This window comes from Pseudomonas sp. BP11-1-1, from assembly GCF_052112105.1.
In the GTDB taxonomy this organism is placed as follows: domain Bacteria; phylum Pseudomonadota; class Gammaproteobacteria; order Pseudomonadales; family Pseudomonadaceae; genus Aquipseudomonas; species Aquipseudomonas alvandae.
Genome location: NZ_JAUTYU010000017.1, coordinates 83,199 through 101,487 on the forward strand (window position 1 = coordinate 83,199; position 18,289 = coordinate 101,487).

The following is an 18,289-nucleotide window of genomic DNA, read 5'->3' on the forward strand; positions in this document are numbered from 1 at the left end:
CTCCTGCATTGCAACTATCAGGATCCCACCAGCAGTTGGACCTCAAGGTTCGCTGCCGCAACGCCATGCTTCGCCACATACACCTCGTCGGTCCAACCTTTGGTCAGGTTGCGATACGTCTGGGTGCCGAGGGCCGCGCCGCTGTCCCACTCCATGACATCGCCGATGTCCACGTCGTTGGCGGGGCCCAGCTCGAGTACTGTGTGGCCGTCTTCTTCGGCCACGTAGACACCCACTCTCGCACTCTGTCGATTGATGGCTCTTACCTCACCGGTGCTCTGCTTCATGCCTGTCCTCTTTGCGTTTGACGGCAGGTTTGGCGCGGCCGCGATGCCCGCGGCCGCGCTTTTGCATCAGCGCTTGGCTTCGGTATGCGGGTTGGCCGAACGCTCGAGAAACGCCTGGGTAATTTCCGGCAGATGATCGCGCAGCCAATCGGCCATGGCGATTTCCTGGGGCAGGATCTGCTCGCAGGCCTTCTGGGTATCGACATCGCCGGCCGCTTTCGCCGCCGCGATCAGCACGGTGTAGGAAGCGATCTCCAGGTTCTCGAAGACGTAGCCACTCATGGCGCCCTTGACCACTTCGTCACTCATCGCCATGCCGCCCATGGCCTGACCGAACGCCATCAGCTTGCCGGCCATGTCCTTGAGCATCGACGGGCTGCCGCCCAGCCGCTGGATGCACCCTTCGACCAGCTTCTGCTGCCCGAGCGTCTCTTCGATGTGCTGTTCGATCCGAGCCTTGAGCACCGGATAATGCTCGAGGCGCTCGGCCTGGGCCTTGAGCATTTTCTCCGCTTGCTGTTCCATGGCGTGAGCGTCGTTGAGCCAATCCAGCAGGTTCTCTTTAGGGGTTGCCATTGCGTTCTCCTTATCCGTGTTCATTAGCGCAGCGCGGCGCAAGAGCGCTGAAGTACCGCACATAAGGTGGATTTCACCGGCGCTGGGAAAGTTTGAACAAACACCACGCGAGGGCGACGAAAGGCGTGGGACGGCCCCGGTGCTACCCTCAACGACTCAAGGCCAGCGGAGAACCCCAATGCCCGACGATCTACACCGTGATCCGATCGACCAATTGCAGGCCTATATGACCGGGCGCCGCTTCCTGGTGCTGACGGGTGCGGGCATCAGCACCCCATCGGGCATTCCCGACTACCGGGACAACGACGGCGTGCGACGGGGCCGGCAGCCGATGATGTACCAGGAGTTCCTCGCCCAGCCCGAAGCCCGACGGCGCTATTGGGCGCGGGCGATGCTGGGCTGGCCACGCATGCGCCAGGCCCGCCCGAACCAGGCCCACCAGGCCCTGGCCGCGTTGCAGGACCAGGACCGCATCAGTGGCCTGATCACGCAGAACGTCGACGCCTTGCATGACCAGGCCGGCAGCCGGCATGTCGTCGAACTGCACGGCAGCCTGCACCGCGTGCTGTGCCTCGATTGCGGCCAGCGCAGCGAGCGGCAGCAGATCCAGTCATTGATGGAAACCGACAACCCCTACCTGAGCGGTGTCGATGCCGTGCAGGCGCCCGATGGCGACACGCTGCTGGATCCGGCGTTCGAGGCGCGCTTCAAGGTGCCGCGTTGCCCGCATTGCGCGGGCGAACGCCTGAAGCCGGATGTGGTTTTTTTCGGTGAAAACGTCGCGGCACCCACCGCGGCGTGCGCCATGCACGCCGTCGAGCAAGCGGATGGTTTGCTGGTGGTGGGCTCGTCATTGATGGCCTATTCGGCGTTTCGCCTGTGCCGCGCGATCAAGCACCAGGGCAAGCCGCTGCTGGCGATCAACCAGGGCAAGACCCGGGCTGATGAATTGTTGGATCTGAAGATCGGAATACCGTGCGAAGAACTGTTGCCGCTGATGATCTGAAGCGCACCCCACTCCACTGTGGGAGCGAGCTTGCTCGCGATAGCAATGGGTCAGTTACATAGACGCTGACTGATACACCGCTATCGAACAAGCTCGCTCCCACAGGGGACAACTCATGGCACCTGAACTCATGGCGACCGCACACCAAGGTCCTGATCCTTCAACGTATCGAACAACGCCTGGGCCGCCGCCGACAGTTCGTAGCCCGGCTTGGTCAGCACGCCGATGGCCCGTTCTATCACTGGATCGCTGAGGGTGATGCAGCGAGCGCCCAGCTCATGCATCTGGCCAACGCACAGGGCCGGCACCGCGCTCACGCCGAGGCCGCTGGCAACCATCCGCCCGACGGTCGCCAACTGGTGGCTCTCGAACTCCACCGGCAGCTTCCAGCCTCGGGCCTGCAGATGTTCTTCCAGCATGACCCGCACGGTAGAGGGCCGTTGCAAGGTGATGAACGGTTGCTCCAGCAAGGTCTCCCACTGAATGGCGTCGCGCTGGGCCAGCGGTGAATCCAAAGGCACCACCGCAACGAAACGATCGCGGTACAACGGCGTGAATGCCAGCGACGAGCCCTGCATCGGCTCGAACGCCACGCCCAGCTCCACATGACGATCGCGGACCATTTCCAGCACCTGCTCGTTGATCACGTCGTTGACGGTGACATTGACATTCGGAAACCGTGCGCGGAAGGTCTTGAGGATCGGTGGCAGCAGGTTGCCGGCGAACGACGGCATCGCCGCCAACGTCACGCGACCGCGCTGCAAGGTGAAGCGCTGGCGCATTTCGTCTTCGGCGTTTTCCCAATCGGCGACCAGTCGACGGGCCAGCGGCAGCAGGGACTCGCCTTCCGGTGTCAGCGCGACATTGCGTGTGTTACGGCTGAACAGGCGGCCTCCCAGCCCCTCCTCCAGCGCCTTGATCGTCAAGCTCAGGGCCGACTGGGACAGGTGCAGCCGCTCGCAGGCCACGGCGAAGCTCAGGCTTTGGGCCACGGCCAGAAACGCGCGGATTTGCTTGAGGGTCATGTCGTGGCTCCTACAGGTAAGACATTGTTGAGTTTTATCAATCAATCCAATGCAAAAATCAACTTAACAAATATATGGCTTGGCGCAACACTGCATCTCATTGCGACTCCACTCAAGAATAAAAGAGGTGTCTATGGCAGGTTTCGACAAACGCGTGAGTTCCTACGAAGAAGCGCTGGAAGGCTTGAAGGACGGCATGACCGTCATCGCCGGCGGCTTTGGCTTGTGCGGTATCCCGGAAAACCTGATCGCCGAGATCAAGCGCAAGGGCATCCGCGATCTCACCGTGGTCTCCAACAACTGTGGCGTTGACGGTTTCGGCCTCGGCGTACTGTTGGAGGACCGGCAGATTCGCAAAGTGGTCGCCTCCTACGTCGGCGAAAACGCCCTCTTCGAGAAGCAATTGCTGAGCGGCGAAATCGAAGTCGTACTCACCCCCCAAGGCACCCTCGCGGAAAAAATGCGTGCAGGCGGCGCGGGCATTCCGGCGTTCTTCACCGCCACCGGCGTCGGCACGCCCGTGGCCGAAGGCAAGGAAGTGCGTGAGTTCCATGGCCGCCAGTACCTGATGGAAGAATCCATCACCGGCGACTTCGCCATCGTCAAAGGCTGGAAAGCCGACCATTTCGGCAACGTCGTCTATCGTCACACCGCCCAGAACTTCAATCCCCTGGCCGCCACGGCGGGCAAGATCACCGTGGTGGAAGTCGAAGAAATCGTCGAGCCCGGCGAGTTGGACCCGACGCAGATCCACACCCCCGGCATCTACGTCGACCGGGTCATTTGCGGCACGTTCGAAAAGCGCATCGAACAGCGCACCGTCCGTAAGTGATCCCCTGCCCCCGGCCCGAATGAAGGAATGACACCATGGCACTTTCCCGCGAACAAATGGCTCAGCGCGTCGCCCGCGAAATGCAAGACGGCTACTACGTGAACCTCGGCATCGGCATCCCGACCCTGGTCGCCAACTACATTCCCGAAGGCATGGAAGTCATGCTGCAATCGGAAAACGGCCTGCTCGGCATGGGCGCGTTTCCCACCGAAGCCGAAGTCGACGCCGACATGATCAACGCCGGCAAGCAGACCGTCACCGCGCGCATCGGCGCGTCGATTTTTTCCTCGGCCGAATCGTTCGCGATGATCCGCGGCGGCCATATCGACCTGACCGTGCTCGGTGCGTTCGAGGTGGACGTCGAAGGCAACATTGCCTCGTGGATGATTCCCGGCAAGCTCGTCAAGGGCATGGGCGGCGCGATGGACCTGGTGGCCGGCGCCGAGAACATCATCGTCACCATGACCCACGCGTCCAAGGACGGCGAGTCGAAACTGCTGCCCCGTTGCAGCCTGCCGCTGACCGGCGCCGGTTGCATCAAGCGCGTGCTGACCGACCTGGCCTACCTGGAAATCCAGGACGGCGCCTTTATTCTCAAGGAACGCGCCCCGGGCGTCAGCGTCGAGGAAATCGTCGCCAAGACCGCCGGCAAACTGATCGTGCCGGACCACGTCCCTGAAATGCAGTTCGCTGCCCAGTGAGGAGAGATTCGATGCAAGAAGTCGTGATTGTCGCCGCCACCCGCACCGCCATCGGCAGTTTCCAGGGTTCGCTGGCGTCCATTCCCGCGCCGGAACTCGGTGCCGCAGTGATTCGTCGCCTGCTGGAACAGACCGGCCTGGCCGGCGAGCAAGTCGATGAAGTGATCCTTGGCCAAGTGCTGACCGCAGGCTCCGGGCAGAACCCGGCGCGCCAGGCGTCGATCCTCGCCGGCCTGCCCCACGCGGTGCCGGCACTGACCTTGAACAAGGTCTGCGGCTCGGGCCTCAAGGCGTTGCACCTGGGCGCCCAGGCGATTCGCTGTGGCGACGCCGACGTGATCATCGCCGGCGGCATGGAGAACATGAGCCTCGCCCCGTATGTGTTGCCAGCCGCTCGTACCGGCCTGCGCATGGGCCACGCGAAGATCATCGACAGCATGATCACCGACGGCTTGTGGGATGCGTTCAACGATTACCACATGGGCATCACCGCCGAAAACCTGGTGGACAAGTACGGCATCAGCCGCGAGGCGCAGGATGCCTTTGCCGCCGCGTCCCAGCAAAAAGCCGTTGCCGCGATCGAGGGCGGTCGGTTTGCCGATGAGATCACGCCGATCCTGATTCCCCAGCGCAAGGGCGACCCCGTGGCCTTCGCCACCGACGAACAACCGCGCGCCGGTACCACCGCCGAATCCCTGGGCAAGCTGAAGCCGGCGTTCAAGAAAGACGGCAGCGTCACCGCGGGCAATGCCTCGTCGCTCAATGATGGCGCCGCCGCCGTGATCCTGATGAGTGCGGAAAAAGCCAAGGCATTGGGTTTGCCAGTGCTGGCAAAAATCAGTGCCTACGCCAATGCGGGTGTCGACCCGGCGATCATGGGCATCGGCCCGGTATCGGCCACTCGCCGCTGCCTGGACAAGGCCGGTTGGTCATTGGATCAACTGGACCTGATCGAAGCCAACGAGGCTTTTGCCGCCCAGTCCCTGGCCGTCGCCAAGGAGCTGGAATGGGACATGGACAAGGTCAACGTCAATGGTGGCGCCATCGCCTTGGGCCACCCGATCGGGGCTTCGGGCTGCCGGGTGCTGGTGACGCTGCTGCATGAAATGATCAAGCGCGACGCCAAGAAAGGCCTCGCGACACTCTGCATCGGTGGCGGCCAGGGCGTGGCCCTCGCGCTGGAACGCGCGTAACCGACAACAGGCACAACGGTGGTCGCGTGGACCCACGACATCCGCGCGACCACTGGCACCACCACCGGCGCGACCTTGGTTGCGCCGGTTTTTTTATGCCTTGAGTTTGCTCGCGACAGCGTCAGCCTTGAACAGCCAGGCCCCGTGGCGAGGGGATTTATCCCCGCTGGGCTGCGTAGCAGTCCTAAAGTAATGCGTTCGATCGTCCTGGCATACCGAGTTGCCAGTTTGGGGGCCGCTTCGCAGCCCAGCGGGGATAAATCCCCTCGCCACAAGTTTTTGTAATGGCATGGCGTTGTGTAATTCTTCAGACCCCCGCGCCAAACCGATCGCGGCTGTTGGTCAGGTGCAGCCACATGGCTGCGCGGGCGGCGTCGGGGTCCTGGCGCTTGATGGCGTTGAAGATCGCTTCGTGTTCCAGGTTGGCAAACTGCGCCAGCCTGCCCAGGTCCGCCTGGCCGCGCTCGGCCATGTTCACCCTCGTGCGAGGAATCATGGCGTTGCCCAGGTGCTGCATGATCTCGACAAAACAGCTGTTGGACGTGGCTTCGGCAATCAGCAGGTGGAAACGCCGGTCAGCCTCGACGCAGCTGTCGTTGTTGCTGAGCAGGCGCTGGTAGTCATCCAGCGCCTGGCGCATCTGCTGCAGTTGCTGTTCGCTGCGGCGCTGGGCCGCCAATGCGGCCGCCTGGGTCTCCAGGCCCAGGCGCAGTTCCAGAATGCCCCGGACGCCCGCCGCGGTATCGACATTGAGCCGCAACCCCTGCTCGCCATTCGGCTCCAGCACAAAGGTGCCGATGCCGTGGCGAGTCTCCACCAGCCCCGACGCCTGCAACTTGGAAATCGCCTCGCGCACCACCGTGCGGCTGACCCCATGCTCGCGCACGATGGCGCCTTCGGACGGCAGCTTTTCCCCCGGCTTCAACTGCCCGAGCAGAATGCTCTGGCTCAACTTCGCCACCAGGTCATGGGCCAGGTTGTGGGTGCGCTTGCGCAGGGGCGCTTCAATGTCTTGCTGCATGTGCCGGGGTTCCTTGAAAACAGGCTCGTCGATCCTATCACTGGCGGCGCTGAAAGTGCTCCTCGATACCCCACCATCTTGTATGACAACACGCAACAAAGATCGCAATCCACCGACTGAAGCGGGGCAAATAAGACATTTTCGTCAAACGGCGAAACCTTGTAAAACCTTCTCAGTGACGGCTCAAGCCCCCATTAATACGGCATAAAAAGCCTCAATACCCAATCCAATCGTGCTCAAAAACTGCTTGTCAGACAAAAAAATCAACTTGTATGATGTCTATCAACATCAGCGCCTGCGCGATGCCCCGTATAAAAACAATAACTCAAGGATTCCCATACACGATGACTACGCCAGACACCCACAAAGCCCCGATCATCACCAGCATGCAGGTCGTGCCCGTGGCCGGCCACGATGGCATGCTGCTGAACCTCAGCGGCGCCCATGGCCCGTTCTTCACCCGCAACATCGTCATCCTCAAGGACAACGCCGGGCACACCGGCGTGGGCGAGGTGCCCGGCGGCGAGCGCATTCGCCAGACGCTGGAAGACGCCCGTTCGCTGGTGGTCGGCAGCCCCATCGGCACCTATCAGAAGATTCTCAACAGCGTGCGCCAGGCCTTCGCCGACCGCGATGCCGGTGGCCGTGGATTGCAGACCTTCGATCTGCGCATCACTATTCACGCTGTCACCGGCCTGGAAGCGGCGCTGCTGGACCTGCTCGGCCAGCACCTGGATGTCCCGGTCGCCGCCCTGCTCGGCGAAGGCCAGCAACGCGACGAAGTGAAGATGCTCGGCTATCTGTTTTATGTCGGTGATCGCCAGCAGACCGACCTGCCCTACCGCAGCGAACCGGACGCCGATAACGACTGGTTCCGCGTGCGCCACGAAAAAGCCCTGGATGCCGACGCAGTGGTGCGCCTGGCCGAAGCGGCCCACGCGCACTACGGTTTTCAGGATTTCAAGCTCAAGGGCGGCGTGCTCAAGGGCGACGAGGAAATCGAAGCCGTGACGGCATTGGCCGAACGCTTTCCCCAGGCGCGTATCACCCTGGACCCGAACGGAGCCTGGTCACTCAAGGAAGCGATTCGCTTGTGCCGCGACCAACACAAGGTGCTGGCGTATGCCGAGGACCCTTGCGGGGCTGAGAATGGCTATTCGGGCCGCGAGGTCATGGCCGAGTTCCGGCGCGCCACGGGCCTCAAGACCGCTACCAACATGATTGCCACCGATTGGCGCGAAATGGGTCATGCGATCACGCTGCAATCCGTGGACATTCCCCTGGCCGACCCGCACTTCTGGACGATGCAGGGTTCGGTGCGCGTGGCGCAGATGTGCAACGAATGGGGCCTGACCTGGGGCTCGCACTCCAACAACCACTTCGACATCTCCCTGGCGATGTTCACCCACGTCGCGGCCGCCGCACCGGGCGACATCACCGCCATCGACACCCACTGGATCTGGCAGGACGGCCAACGGTTGACCAAGGCGCCATTGCAGATCAAGGGCGGTTGCGTGCAAGTGCCGAAGAAACCTGGGCTGGGGATCGAGCTGGACATGGACCAGTTGGCCAAGGCTCATGAATTGTACAAAGGCATGGGGCTCGGGGCGCGGGACGACTCGGTGGCGATGCAGTACCTGATCCCGGGCTGGAAGTTCAATAACAAGCAGCCGTGCCTGGTTCGCTGACCACCAAAACTTTGACCCTGTGGGAGTGAGCTTGCTCGCGATAGCGGAGTGTCTGTCAGCACTTTTGTGACCGACTGACCGCCATCGCGAGCAAGCTCGCTCCCACATTGGATCTGAGTCTGGGCCTACCCTTCCGGCCGCAGGATCAGCACCGCCAACGGCGGCAGGTTCAGTTCCAGCGACAACGCCTGGCCATGGCTCGGGATCGCCTCAGTGGAAGCGCCACCGCCATTGCCATAATTCGAGCCGGCGTAAGTGTCGGCATCGCTGTTGAGCAATTCCACCCAACGCCCGCCAAACGGCACGCCGACCCGATACGCCTCGCGCGGCACCGGCGTGAAGTTGGCGACCACCAGCACTGGTCGACCGTCCTTGCTCCAACGCAGCCATGCATAGACGCTGTTAAGCGCATCGTCGCCAATCAGCCATTGGAAGCCTTGGGGCGCGTCATCCTGATCGTGCAGCGCCGGCTCTTCGCGATACAAACGATTGAGATCGCTCACCAGTTTCTGCACACCCCGGTGCTCGGGATATTGCAGCAGGTACCAATCCAGTTGCTGGTCATGGTTCCACTCGCGCCATTGGCCGAACTCACAGCCCATGAACAGCAGCTTCTTGCCCGGATGGCCCCACATGAAACTCAGATAGGCCCGCAGGTTGGCAAATTTCTGCCAGCGGTCACCGGGCATCTTATCGATCAGCGAGCGCTTGCCATGGACCACTTCGTCATGGGAAATCGGTAGGACAAACCGCTCGGACCAGGCGTACACCAGGCCAAAGCTCAACTCGTTATGGTGATGGGCGCGGTACACCGGATCCTGCTGGATGTAATGCAGCGAATCGTGCATCCAGCCCATGTTCCACTTGTAGGCGAAACCCAGGCCGCCCTGCTGCGTGCTCTGGCTGACGCCGGGCCAGGCGGTGGATTCCTCGGCGATGACCAGCGCGCCCGGGGTTTCCAGCGCGACCACATCGTTGAGATGCCGCAGGAAATCGATCGCCTCCAGGTTCTCCCGTCCGCCGTGGCGGTTAGGCACCCATTCGCCGGCCTTGCGCGAATAGTCGCGATACAGCATCGAGGCCACGGCATCCACCCGCAGGCCGTCAACGTGGAAATGCTTGAGCCAGTGCAACGCCGACGCCAGCATGAAACCGTGGACTTCGGTGCGCCCCAGGTTATAGATCAGCGTGTCCCAATCCTGGTGGAAACCTTCCAGCGGGTTACCGTATTCGTACAACGCGGTGCCGTCGAACTGGGCCAGGCCATGGGTATCAGTCGGAAAGTGCGCGGGCACCCAGTCCAGGATCACGCCAATGTCAGCCTTATGACAGGCGTTGACGAACGCGGCGAAATCATCGGGTGAACCGAAACGCGCAGTCGGAGCGAATTGCGACAGCGGTTGATAGCCCCATGAGCCACCGAACGGGTGCTCCATGATGGGCATCAGCTCGATGTGCGTGAAGCCCAGGTCCTTGACGTAGGGGATCAGCCGATCAGCCAGTTCATGCCAGTTGTATTGCCGGGAGACCTCGCCCGCCTCGTCGATCTCGCATTGCCAGGAACCGGCGTGCAGTTCGTAGATCGACAGCGGCGCGCCCGGTAGCTGGCGTTCGCGACGGCTTTGCATCCACTCGTCATCGTGCCATTCGATCTTCAGTGGCGAGGCGACCTTGGACGCCGTATCCGGCGGCATCTGCGTGGCCAGGGCCACCGGGTCGGCCTTCAGCGGCAAGATGCCGTGGGCGCCGAGGATTTCATATTTATACCCCTCGCCCGGCCCGAGCCTCGGAATGAATATTTCCCACACGCCGGACGGATAACGGATGCGCATCGGATGCCGGCGCCCGTCCCAGACGTTGAAATCCCCGACCACCGAAACCCGGCGCGCATTCGGCGCCCAGACCGCAAAACGCACGCCCTCGACGCCATCCACCGTCTTCAATTGCGCACCGAGGCAGGCGCTGAGGTCGCGATGGTTACCTTCCGCAAACAGGTAGAGATCCATTTCCCCGAGCAGCGGACCGAAGCTGTAGGGATCTTCGGCAACTTGTTCGCCGCCGGCCCACCGCGTGCGCAACAGGTAGGGCTGGGCGCGGTCGAAATGGCCGACAAACAGTCCCGGAGTTTCGGTGATCTGCAACTCGCCAAGCTCTTCGCCGCTGTCACGGGCGAGCACATGCACGCTCAACGCGCCGGGCAGGTAGGCCCGGATGAATTGTCCGCCCGCCCCGTCTCCATGGGGGCCGAGGATCGAAAACGGATCGTGGTGTTCGGCGCGCACCAGCGCGTCGATGTCGTGGGGGGCTGGCAGCAACGACTCTTTGGCCTGCCCCTGTGATTCCTTGTTCGAGACGCTCATGATTCTCTCCACTAAATCGGTCCGGCTAAATCGGAAAAGGGTTGCAGCCCACTCAATAGCCCGTACAGCCCGTGCAACGGCACGGGCAGCCAGGCAGGGCGATTCTCGGCTTCATAAGCCACTTCATAGGCCGCCTTCTCCAGGCCGAACAACGCCAGCGCGGCGTCTTCGCCTTCAGCATCCTTCCACTCATGGGCAAGACTAGCTGCCGCCAGCCGATACGCCTGGACAAATGCCTGGCGCGCCTCCATCAGATAGCGGTCGGCGACCCGTTTGCGCGCCGCATCGGCATCCGCCGTGCTGTCGACGGTGTGCAACTGGACGGCCATCGCCGCCGCGTAGTCGAAGGAGCGCAGCACACCGCTGACGTCCTTGTACGGGCTGTGCTTGCCACGTCGCTCATGCAGCGGCCGCGCGGGCTCGCCTTCAAAATCGATCAGGTAGGCGTCGCCCTTGATCACCAACACCTGCCCCAAGTGCAAGTCGCCATGAACCCGGATACGCAAGCCACCCACTGCCTTGCCGGCCAGTTCCTGGACGTGGGCCAGCACGGTTTTCCTGTGTTCCAACAAGCGTGCGACCATCGCCTGGTCCGCAGGGTTCAATTGGTCCTGGTTCTGCTTGAGCAGGCGCAAGGCATTTTCCACCTGGGCGGCGACATCCTTGCCGATGGCCTGGGCTTCCTTGGCACTGGTGAGCTGCGGCGCGAAGTCCGGATTGTCGGTGGGCTGGGCAAGCACTTGGTGCATTTCCCCGAGGCGCTGGCCGAGCATGCCGGCAAAATCCTTCAGTTCGCCCAGGGCGTTGTAGTGCTGCTCCTGCTCGGACATGGCGTCCGCCAGCTCGTCGCGCAAGGCCCGTTCGAGGTTGTTCTGGGTCCACTCCCAGGCGTCGCCCTGATTGCTCAGGTAACCCTGGGCGATCATCAGCAAGGCATCTTCGCCCTGGGCGTCGCGGCGGATCACCGAACCCAGCAGCGGCGAGATATTGCTGAAGCCTGCCGCGGTCAGGTAAGCGCTCATCTCCAGTTCCGGGTGCACGCCAGACGCAACCTTGCGGATCAACTTGAGCACCAGGCTGCCGCCCACCACCACCGAACTGTTGGACTGCTCGGCGGACAGGTAGCGCACCTCGGGCTCGGCCCCCAGGTTCAGCGCCGCCAGGCCCTCGGTGGGTTCGAAGCGCAACTCGCCATCGGCGCACGGCAGCACCGTGTTGGCCTGGATGCCTTGGAGCACGGCCCGAATGAAATTTTCCAGGGTGAACGCATCGGTGATCAAGCCGACCTGGCGACCCCGGCGGACCCGCGACAAGGCCAATTGCTGGGGCAGCGCGGCGCCGACCTGATCCTCGGCAAGCAGGCCGAACGGCAGTTGATAGCGCAGGGTCTGGCCAGCGCTGGTCACGTCTATCTCGCTCAGCAACACGGGGTGTTGCGGATCGCCGAAGCGCACGCCGTAGACGATGTCGACTTTCTCGATGGCGCTGTCCTTGCCGGCAAACCAGCGGCGGTTCTGCAGCCAGTTCGGCAGGATGCCCTGTTCCAATGTGGTGCGCGATGGCGCCTCGAGGAGTTCTTCCAAGCGCTTTTTCAAGACCAGCGTGGTGAAATCCGGCAGGCTCTGCGCCGGCTCCACATGCCAGCTCGGCATCTGGTTTTCCGCCGCCAGGGCGAACCAGTAGAAACCGTACGGCGCCAGCGTCAGGAGGAAATTCAACTGGCCGATGGGCGGGAACGCATTGCCGCCAAGCATTTCCACCGGGACCATGCCGGCGTAGGCCGACAAGTCCAGCTCGGCAGCCTGGGCACTGCGCGACACGTTGGCCACGCACAGGATGATTTCATGCTTGCCGTCCGGGCCGGTGTATTCGCGGGTGTAGGCCAGGATCCGCCGGTTGCTCGGCGACAGCATCTTCAACGTGCCCCGGCCAAAAGCCTTGGATTGCTTGCGCACGGCGAGCATGCGGCGGGTCCAGTTGAGCAGCGAATGAGGATCGCCGGATTGGGTCTCGACGTTGACCGACAGGTAGCCGTACAGCGGGTCCATGATCGGTGGCAACACCAGGCTGGCCGGGTCGGCGCGGGAGAACCCGCCGTTGCGGTCGATGGACCACTGCATCGGCGTGCGCACGCCATCGCGATCGCCCAGATAGATGTTGTCGCCCATGCCGATCTCATCGCCGTAATACAAGGTCGGCGTGCCGGGCATCGACAGCAACAGGCTGTTGAGCAACTCCACACGGCGGCGGTCGCGCTCCATCAGCGGCGCCAGGCGTCGACGAATGCCGAGGTTGATCCGCGCCCGACGGTCGGCGGCGTAGTAATTCCACAGGTAGTCGCGCTCTTTGTCGGTGACCATTTCCAGGGTCAACTCATCGTGGTTGCGCAGGAAAATCGCCCATTGGCAATTGGCCGGGATCTCCGGGGTCTGGCGCAGGATATCGGTGATGGGAAAACGGTCTTCCTGGGCCAGCGCCATGTACATGCGCGGCATCAACGGGAAGTGGAACGCCATGTGGCACTCGTCGCCATTGAGGCCCTGCGCATCGACGTCGCCAAAATAGAGCTGGGTATCCTCCGGCCACTGGTTGGCCTCGGCCAGCAGCATGCGGTCGGGGTAATTGGCGTCGATCTCGGCGCGGATCAGCTTGAGGACGTCGTGGGTCTCGGGCAGGTTCTCGTTGTTGGTGCCGTCGCGCTCGATCAAGTACGGGATCGCATCCAGGCGCAGGCCATCGATGCCCATGTCGAGCCAGTAGCGCATCACCGAGAGCACGGCCTTGATCACCTGCGGATTGTCAAAATTAAGGTCCGGCTGGTGGGAATAGAAACGGTGCCAGAAGTACTGGCCGGCCACTGGGTCCCAGGTCCAGTTGGATTTCTCGGTGTCGAGGAAGATGATCCGGGTGCCGTCATATTTGTGGTCGTCATCGGACCAGACGTAGAAATCCCGCGCACTGGAGCCTTTCTTGGCCTTGCGCGCGCGCTGGAACCAGGGGTGCTGGTCGGAGGTGTGGTTGATGACCAGCTCAGTGATCACCCGCAGGTTGCGCTTGTGGGCTTCGGCGATGAAACGCCGCGCGTCGGCCATGGTGCCGTAGTCGGGGCTGACGCCCCGGTATTCGGCGATGTCGTAGCCGTCATCGCGCCGCGGTGAAGGATAGAACGGCAGCAGCCAGATGGTGTTGACGCCTAGGTCGGCGATGTAGTCGAGCTTCTCGATCAAGCCAGGGAAATCGCCGATTCCGTCGTTGTTGGAGTCGAAATAGGATTTGACGTGGACCTGATAGATCACCGCGTCCTTGTACCAGAGCGGGTCCTTGATGAACGTGGCAGACCGGGGTTTCTTGGCCATTTGCAACTCCTGCTGATTCTATAAAGCCGTTGAGCTGGCTGGCGAGACGTACGTGGCGAGGGAGCTTGCTCCCGCTTGAGTGCGAAGCGCTCATCGCTTTTAGAGGGCCGCTGCGCGACCCAGCGGGAGCAAGCTCCCTCGCCACAAAAGCATTTCATCCACTCGCTTTTGTTTTACGCGACGCTGATCCGCCAGATCCCGAACGGCTGGTACGCCGGGTCGATGCGCATGAACTGATACTTGCCATACCAGGTCCAGCGGTGACCGTTCATCAAATCCTCGCCCTGGGTCTGGGCGTCGTCCGGCAGGCCCATCTCCCACAGCGGCAATTCGAAATTGGCTTCCTGGACGTTATGCGGATCGAGGCTCACGGCCACCAGGATGAAGTTGCTGCCGTCCGGCGTGCGCTTGCCGAAATACAGGATGTTGTCGTTCCAGGCGTTGTAGATCTTCAGGCCCAGGTGCGTATGCAGCGCCGGGTTCTGCCGGCGAATGCGATTGAGCTGGGCGATCTCGGCGATGATGTTGCCCGGCGCGGTGAAATCCCGCGGGCGGATTTCGTATTTCTCCGAATCGAGGTACTCCTCCTTGCCCGGCACCGGCGCCGATTCGCATAGTTCAAAACCGGAATACATGCCCCACAGCCCCGAGCCCATGGTCGCGAGCGCCGCACGGATCAGGAAACCCGCGCGCCCCGACGCATGGAGGAACGCCGGGTTGATGTCCGGCGTATTGACGAAGAAATTCGGCCGATAGCATTCACGCCAGGGCGATTCGTTGAGCTCGGTGAAGTACGTCGCCAGCTCGGCCTTGGTGTTGCGCCAGGTGAAATAGGTGTAGCTCTGGGAATAACCGACCTTGCCCAGCCGCGCCATCATCGCCGGCGTGGTGAACGCCTCCGCGAGGAAGATGACGTCCGGGTGTTGCGCGCGAACGTCGGCGATCAGCCACTGCCAGAACGGCAACGGCTTGGTGTGAGGATTATCGACACGGAATATCTTCACCCCTTCGTTGACCCAACCGACGACGATGTCCCGCAGCTCCATCCACAGACTGGGGATGGCATCGGCGGCGTAGAAATCGACGTTGACGATGTCCTGGTATTTTTTCGGCGGGTTCTCCGCGTATTTGATCGTGCCGTCCGGCCGCCAGCTAAACCAGCCCGGATGCTGCTTGAGCCAAGGGTGGTCCTGGGAACACTGGATGGCGAAGTCGAGGGCGATCTCCAGGCCGTGGTCGGCGGCTGCAGCTACCAGGCGACGAAAATCTTCGCGAGTGCCCAACTGTGGATGGATCGCCTCGTGTCCGCCCTCCTCGCTACCAATGGCATAAGGGCTGCCCGGATCGTCCGGACCGGCGGTCAGGGAATTGTTCGGACCTTTGCGGAAACTGCGGCCGATCGGATGGATCGGCGGGAAATACAGCACGTCGAAGCCCATGTCCTGGATCACCGACAAACGCGAGTGCACGTCGTTGAAGGTGCCATGGCGCTTGGGATCATCGGTGATCGAACGGGGAAACAGCTCGTACCAACTGGCGAACTCGGCACGTTCGCGCTCCACGTCCAACGGATATTCCGGGCTGATGCTCAGGTAGGGCCGATGATCGGCCAGGGACATCAGGTCGGCGCTGCGCGGCGCGAGGAACAAGGTCACCTGTTCCTGCGGCAGCAGGCTTGAAAGCTCATGGTGCAACGCAGCCAGCTGTTCACTCAATTCGCCGTCGCTGCGCTCGGCGGCCTGTTGCACATGATTGCGGCCTTCCTGCAGTTCCAGGCTGATGGGCACCCCGGCAGCGTATTTCTTTTCCAGCTCATAGCGGAAGCTGGCGAACTGGTCGAACCACGCCTCGATGCAGAACACATAGCGTCCCACGGCCGGCACAGTGAACTGGCCGCGCCAGCCGTTGTTGCCCAGCTCGGTCATGACCTCGCTGTTCCAGATGTCGTCTTCCAGCGCACGCCAGCGGATTCGCACGGCCAACTTGTCGTGGCCATCGGCGAACACTTTGCTGGTCACCGTCACGTCCCGCCCGGCCAGGGCCTTTGCGGCGAACTGCCCACCGTCGATCACCGGCATGGTGTTTTCAATCGCAATACGCGGCAACAACAAAGCCTGGGACAACGGCAGATGCGGGTTGTATTCCAAGTCGGTCGGGTGTTCGGCAGTCATCGAGCATCGCTCCTTTTACGCCCCATGGACGCGCTTGTGGCGGTAAAGGCCCAACGGGTCCCTGATTAAACTCACTTAAGCTCCGAACCGGACCGGCGACCAAAAGTTCAGCACGATTTGCTGGCCGGCGCCGGGGAATCAAACCCGTCAAGCGGTGGTCAACCAGACAAGCACGACTCAAGCCACTTGCGTCCAGGAGGCCCGACCCGATGAACATCCCTATCCCGGCCGAAACACCCGATCCGAACATCGACGACCCCAACCTGCCGCCACCCAGCCCCGATCCAGAGCCGATTCCGGAAAAAGACCCGCCACTGGATCCTCAGCCGCCCCATGGCGATCCACCGAGCGAGGCGCCGCCGGAGCGGGTTTGAAAGAGCCTAGCCGCCAATGACCAGGAACAACACTGGACTTGTGGGAGCGAGCTTGCTCGCGAAGGCGCCATGCCAGGCGATACTTGCTTCACAGGCATACCGCCTTCGCGAGCAAGCCCGCTCCCACAGGATTCGTGCCCTGCCCGGTGGACGGGCTACCGCTTCTCATCCCTCTCCAACGCCCGGACAATCACCGGCATCACACTGAAAATCGCCAGCGCCAGCACCGTACTGAGCACCGCCGTCGCCTCCCGACCGAGCCCGGCGGCGACGCCGATGGCGGCGGTCATCCACAGGCCGGCGGCGGTAGTCAGTCCCTTCACATGGCTCATATCGCCATCGGTATTTTTCAAGATGGTGCCGGCGCCAAGGAAACCGATCCCGGCCACCACGCCCTGTATCACCCGGCTCATGGCGTCAGCCTGGGACCCGGACATCTGCGGTACCAGCACGAACAGCGCGGCGCCCAGCGCCACCAGCATATGGGTGCGCACACCGGCGGCCTTGCCCTTGTGCTCACGCTCGAACCCCAGGATGCCCCCCAACAGTGCAGCCATCACCAGGCGCACCGTCACCCGGGTCATTTGCTGGGCATCGGTGATGTCGGCGAACTCCGCTTGCAGGGTTACCCAGACTTCATCCCACCACGATTCCATGGACCTTCCTCTCTTCGCTCGATAAACGATGGACCGCAAGCGATGCGAGACGTGCGACCGCTGATCAGCCACGAAGAACCCTGCGGATCGAGTGGCGACTAACGTTCAGGCATACAGGAAGGAGCAGTACCATGACTGTACGTATCGACGACAACCGGACCTGTCATTTCGACACGCCCAACGGTTCGGAACAGCGCCCGGCCAGCGAGCTGACCATCATCACCGACCCGGACAAGGCCATGTCGGCCGTGGAGCTCAATGGCGGGCGGGTTTATCTGACTGAAGCGGAGGTCGATGCCCTGACCGTGGCTGGGGCGGTTGATGGGCGGCAGAATCTTAAGGCTACGGATGGGGGGTCGGTTATCTGACCTGGATATGTGTTCTGTGTGAACATCCGTTTCTTCGGTCACGGCGGCTTATGGTTCCGCTCTTACAGCGGGTCACTTTTGACAGCCCGGAAGCCGGCCCAGTCAAAAGTAACCAAAACGCTTTTGCCCCACCACTCGGTGCCTCGCCTAGGCTCGGCATGCCTTCACTCCGGCCTTAGGGCCGACCTGGATTCTGGTGGATCGCGTTTTTCCTGTGGGAGCGAGCCTGCTCGCGAAGGCGGTGTGTCAGTTTGCGGTGATGTTGGGTGTACCGGCCTCTTCGCGAGCAGGCTCGCTCCCACAGGGTTTTGCGGCGTATGTACATTGGAGGGCTGGCGAAAATCCAATGTGGGAGCGAGCTTGCTCGCGAAAGCGGTGGTTCAGCCAAATAAATCCTGGCTGATGCCCCGCTCTTGCTCTTGCTTTGGATCTTGATCTTGCTTTGGACCTTGCTCTTGATCCTGATCTTAGAGCCCCGTTAACCACGCTGGCCGAACGCAGGCATTGCGCAGTGGGCATCCCGGCATGGATGCCGGGATAGCCGCGCAGGGCCCAGAGTGTGTAAAAACCGATATAAACATCGTCGGCACGTAGTGCCGACAGGTGTTGGCCAACTGATAAAAACCTAAAGCGCTCCTGTACCTCCAAACGGCCCCTACAAGCGCTAGCAAGGCT

The 18,289-nt window shown here is 62.2% G+C and carries 15 protein-coding genes; 7 read left to right on the top strand and 8 right to left on the bottom strand.

Translation table 11 applies throughout. The annotated features are described in order from the left end of the window. Positions 1-17 precede the first annotated feature (17 nt). Both Q7C33_RS23910 and Q7C33_RS23915 read right to left on the bottom strand, forming a co-directional pair. Positions 18-287 (bottom strand): hypothetical protein, encoded by a 270-nt coding sequence (locus Q7C33_RS23910; RefSeq protein WP_407684263.1) that lies wholly within the window; start codon positions 285-287, stop codon positions 18-20. A 66-nt stretch (positions 288-353) separates the two neighbouring features. Next, positions 354-863, bottom strand: coding sequence for a ferritin-like domain-containing protein (locus Q7C33_RS23915; RefSeq protein ID WP_407684264.1), 510 nt, complete (start codon positions 861-863; stop codon positions 354-356). A gap of 178 nt (positions 864-1,041) precedes the next feature. On the opposite strand from Q7C33_RS23915, the gene Q7C33_RS23920 reads away from it, so the two are divergent. After that, positions 1,042-1,869, top strand: a complete 828-nt coding sequence (locus tag Q7C33_RS23920; protein WP_407684265.1) for an NAD-dependent protein deacetylase — start codon at positions 1,042-1,044, stop codon at positions 1,867-1,869. Between the two features lie 128 nt (positions 1,870-1,997). On the opposite strand, the gene Q7C33_RS23925 is transcribed toward Q7C33_RS23920, so the two are convergent. Beyond that, positions 1,998-2,894, bottom strand: coding sequence for a LysR family transcriptional regulator (locus Q7C33_RS23925; RefSeq protein WP_334597348.1), 897 nt, complete (start codon positions 2,892-2,894; stop codon positions 1,998-2,000). 133 nt (positions 2,895-3,027) lie between these two features. On the opposite strand from Q7C33_RS23925, the gene Q7C33_RS23930 reads away from it, so the two are divergent. From Q7C33_RS23930 to Q7C33_RS23940, 3 genes are read left to right on the top strand one after another with little or no spacing between them, the layout of a single operon-like run. Next, on the top strand, positions 3,028-3,726 hold the full coding sequence (locus Q7C33_RS23930; protein ID WP_003180356.1) for a CoA transferase subunit A: 699 nt from the start codon (positions 3,028-3,030) through the stop codon (positions 3,724-3,726). 35 nt (positions 3,727-3,761) lie between these two features. Further along, a complete protein-coding gene (locus Q7C33_RS23935) occupies positions 3,762-4,427 on the top strand; it encodes a CoA transferase subunit B (RefSeq protein ID WP_003180355.1) in 666 nt (221 codons plus the stop codon). 11 nt (positions 4,428-4,438) lie between these two features. Further along, entirely contained in the window at positions 4,439-5,620 is a 1,182-nt protein-coding gene (locus Q7C33_RS23940; RefSeq protein WP_407684266.1) for an acetyl-CoA C-acetyltransferase, read from the top strand. Between the two features lie 307 nt (positions 5,621-5,927). Here the strand turns inward: Q7C33_RS23940 and Q7C33_RS23945 are convergent, their stop codons facing one another. Next, positions 5,928-6,641, bottom strand: coding sequence for a FadR/GntR family transcriptional regulator (locus Q7C33_RS23945; RefSeq protein ID WP_323155495.1), 714 nt, complete (start codon positions 6,639-6,641; stop codon positions 5,928-5,930). A gap of 344 nt (positions 6,642-6,985) precedes the next feature. Between Q7C33_RS23945 and gudD the strand changes: the two genes are divergently transcribed. Continuing rightward, entirely contained in the window at positions 6,986-8,329 is a 1,344-nt protein-coding gene (gene gudD, locus Q7C33_RS23950; protein ID WP_217861620.1) for a glucarate dehydratase, read from the top strand. A 125-nt stretch (positions 8,330-8,454) separates the two neighbouring features. Here gudD and glgB read toward each other — a convergent pair whose 3' ends face one another. From glgB to Q7C33_RS23965, 3 genes are all read right to left on the bottom strand, one after another. Continuing rightward, the gene (gene glgB / locus Q7C33_RS23955) at positions 8,455-10,689 is read right to left on the bottom strand and encodes a 1,4-alpha-glucan branching protein GlgB (RefSeq protein ID WP_030139693.1); all 2,235 of its coding nucleotides are present in this window, start codon (positions 10,687-10,689) and stop codon (positions 8,455-8,457) included. 11 nt (positions 10,690-10,700) lie between these two features. Then, complete coding sequence (gene treS, locus Q7C33_RS23960) at positions 10,701-14,045, bottom strand: maltose alpha-D-glucosyltransferase (RefSeq protein WP_030139692.1); 3,345 nt, start codon at positions 14,043-14,045, stop codon at positions 10,701-10,703. 173 nt (positions 14,046-14,218) lie between these two features. Continuing rightward, complete coding sequence (locus tag Q7C33_RS23965) at positions 14,219-16,216, bottom strand: alpha-1,4-glucan--maltose-1-phosphate maltosyltransferase (protein ID WP_030139691.1); 1,998 nt, start codon at positions 16,214-16,216, stop codon at positions 14,219-14,221. A gap of 209 nt (positions 16,217-16,425) precedes the next feature. On the opposite strand from Q7C33_RS23965, the gene Q7C33_RS23970 reads away from it, so the two are divergent. After that, entirely contained in the window at positions 16,426-16,590 is a 165-nt protein-coding gene (locus Q7C33_RS23970) for a hypothetical protein (protein ID WP_181286771.1), read from the top strand. 155 nt (positions 16,591-16,745) lie between these two features. Here the strand turns inward: Q7C33_RS23970 and Q7C33_RS23975 are convergent, their stop codons facing one another. Continuing rightward, positions 16,746-17,246, bottom strand: a complete 501-nt coding sequence (locus Q7C33_RS23975; RefSeq protein ID WP_030137825.1) for an MgtC/SapB family protein — start codon at positions 17,244-17,246, stop codon at positions 16,746-16,748. A 131-nt stretch (positions 17,247-17,377) separates the two neighbouring features. Here Q7C33_RS23975 and Q7C33_RS23980 point away from each other — a divergent pair, with 131 nt between their 5' ends. Further along, entirely contained in the window at positions 17,378-17,614 is a 237-nt protein-coding gene (locus Q7C33_RS23980; protein ID WP_039589213.1) for a DUF3203 family protein, read from the top strand. Positions 17,615-18,289: the final 675 nt, after the last annotated feature.

Bases quoted from the DNA above. Each gene is read 5' to 3' on its own strand.
- Q7C33_RS23970 (WP_181286771.1), top strand. From the start codon at position 16,426: ATGAACATCCCTATCCCGGCCGAAACACCCGATCCGAACATCGACGAC.
- Q7C33_RS23910 (WP_407684263.1), bottom strand. From the start codon at position 287: ATGAAGCAGAGCACCGGTGAGGTAAGAGCCATCAATCGACAGAGTGCG.
- Q7C33_RS23975 (WP_030137825.1), bottom strand. From the start codon at position 17,246: ATGGAATCGTGGTGGGATGAAGTCTGGGTAACCCTGCAAGCGGAGTTC.
- Q7C33_RS23920 (WP_407684265.1), top strand. From the start codon at position 1,042: ATGCCCGACGATCTACACCGTGATCCGATCGACCAATTGCAGGCCTAT.
- Q7C33_RS23980 (WP_039589213.1), top strand. From the start codon at position 17,378: ATGACTGTACGTATCGACGACAACCGGACCTGTCATTTCGACACGCCC.
- Q7C33_RS23935 (WP_003180355.1), top strand. From the start codon at position 3,762: ATGGCACTTTCCCGCGAACAAATGGCTCAGCGCGTCGCCCGCGAAATG.
- treS (WP_030139692.1), bottom strand. From the start codon at position 14,045: ATGGCCAAGAAACCCCGGTCTGCCACGTTCATCAAGGACCCGCTCTGG.
- Q7C33_RS23945 (WP_323155495.1), bottom strand. From the start codon at position 6,641: ATGCAGCAAGACATTGAAGCGCCCCTGCGCAAGCGCACCCACAACCTG.
- Q7C33_RS23915 (WP_407684264.1), bottom strand. From the start codon at position 863: ATGGCAACCCCTAAAGAGAACCTGCTGGATTGGCTCAACGACGCTCAC.
- gudD (WP_217861620.1), top strand. From the start codon at position 6,986: ATGACTACGCCAGACACCCACAAAGCCCCGATCATCACCAGCATGCAG.
- Q7C33_RS23930 (WP_003180356.1), top strand. From the start codon at position 3,028: ATGGCAGGTTTCGACAAACGCGTGAGTTCCTACGAAGAAGCGCTGGAA.
- Q7C33_RS23940 (WP_407684266.1), top strand. From the start codon at position 4,439: ATGCAAGAAGTCGTGATTGTCGCCGCCACCCGCACCGCCATCGGCAGT.
- Q7C33_RS23925 (WP_334597348.1), bottom strand. From the start codon at position 2,894: ATGACCCTCAAGCAAATCCGCGCGTTTCTGGCCGTGGCCCAAAGCCTG.
- glgB (WP_030139693.1), bottom strand. From the start codon at position 10,689: ATGAGCGTCTCGAACAAGGAATCACAGGGGCAGGCCAAAGAGTCGTTG.
- Q7C33_RS23965 (WP_030139691.1), bottom strand. From the start codon at position 16,216: ATGACTGCCGAACACCCGACCGACTTGGAATACAACCCGCATCTGCCG.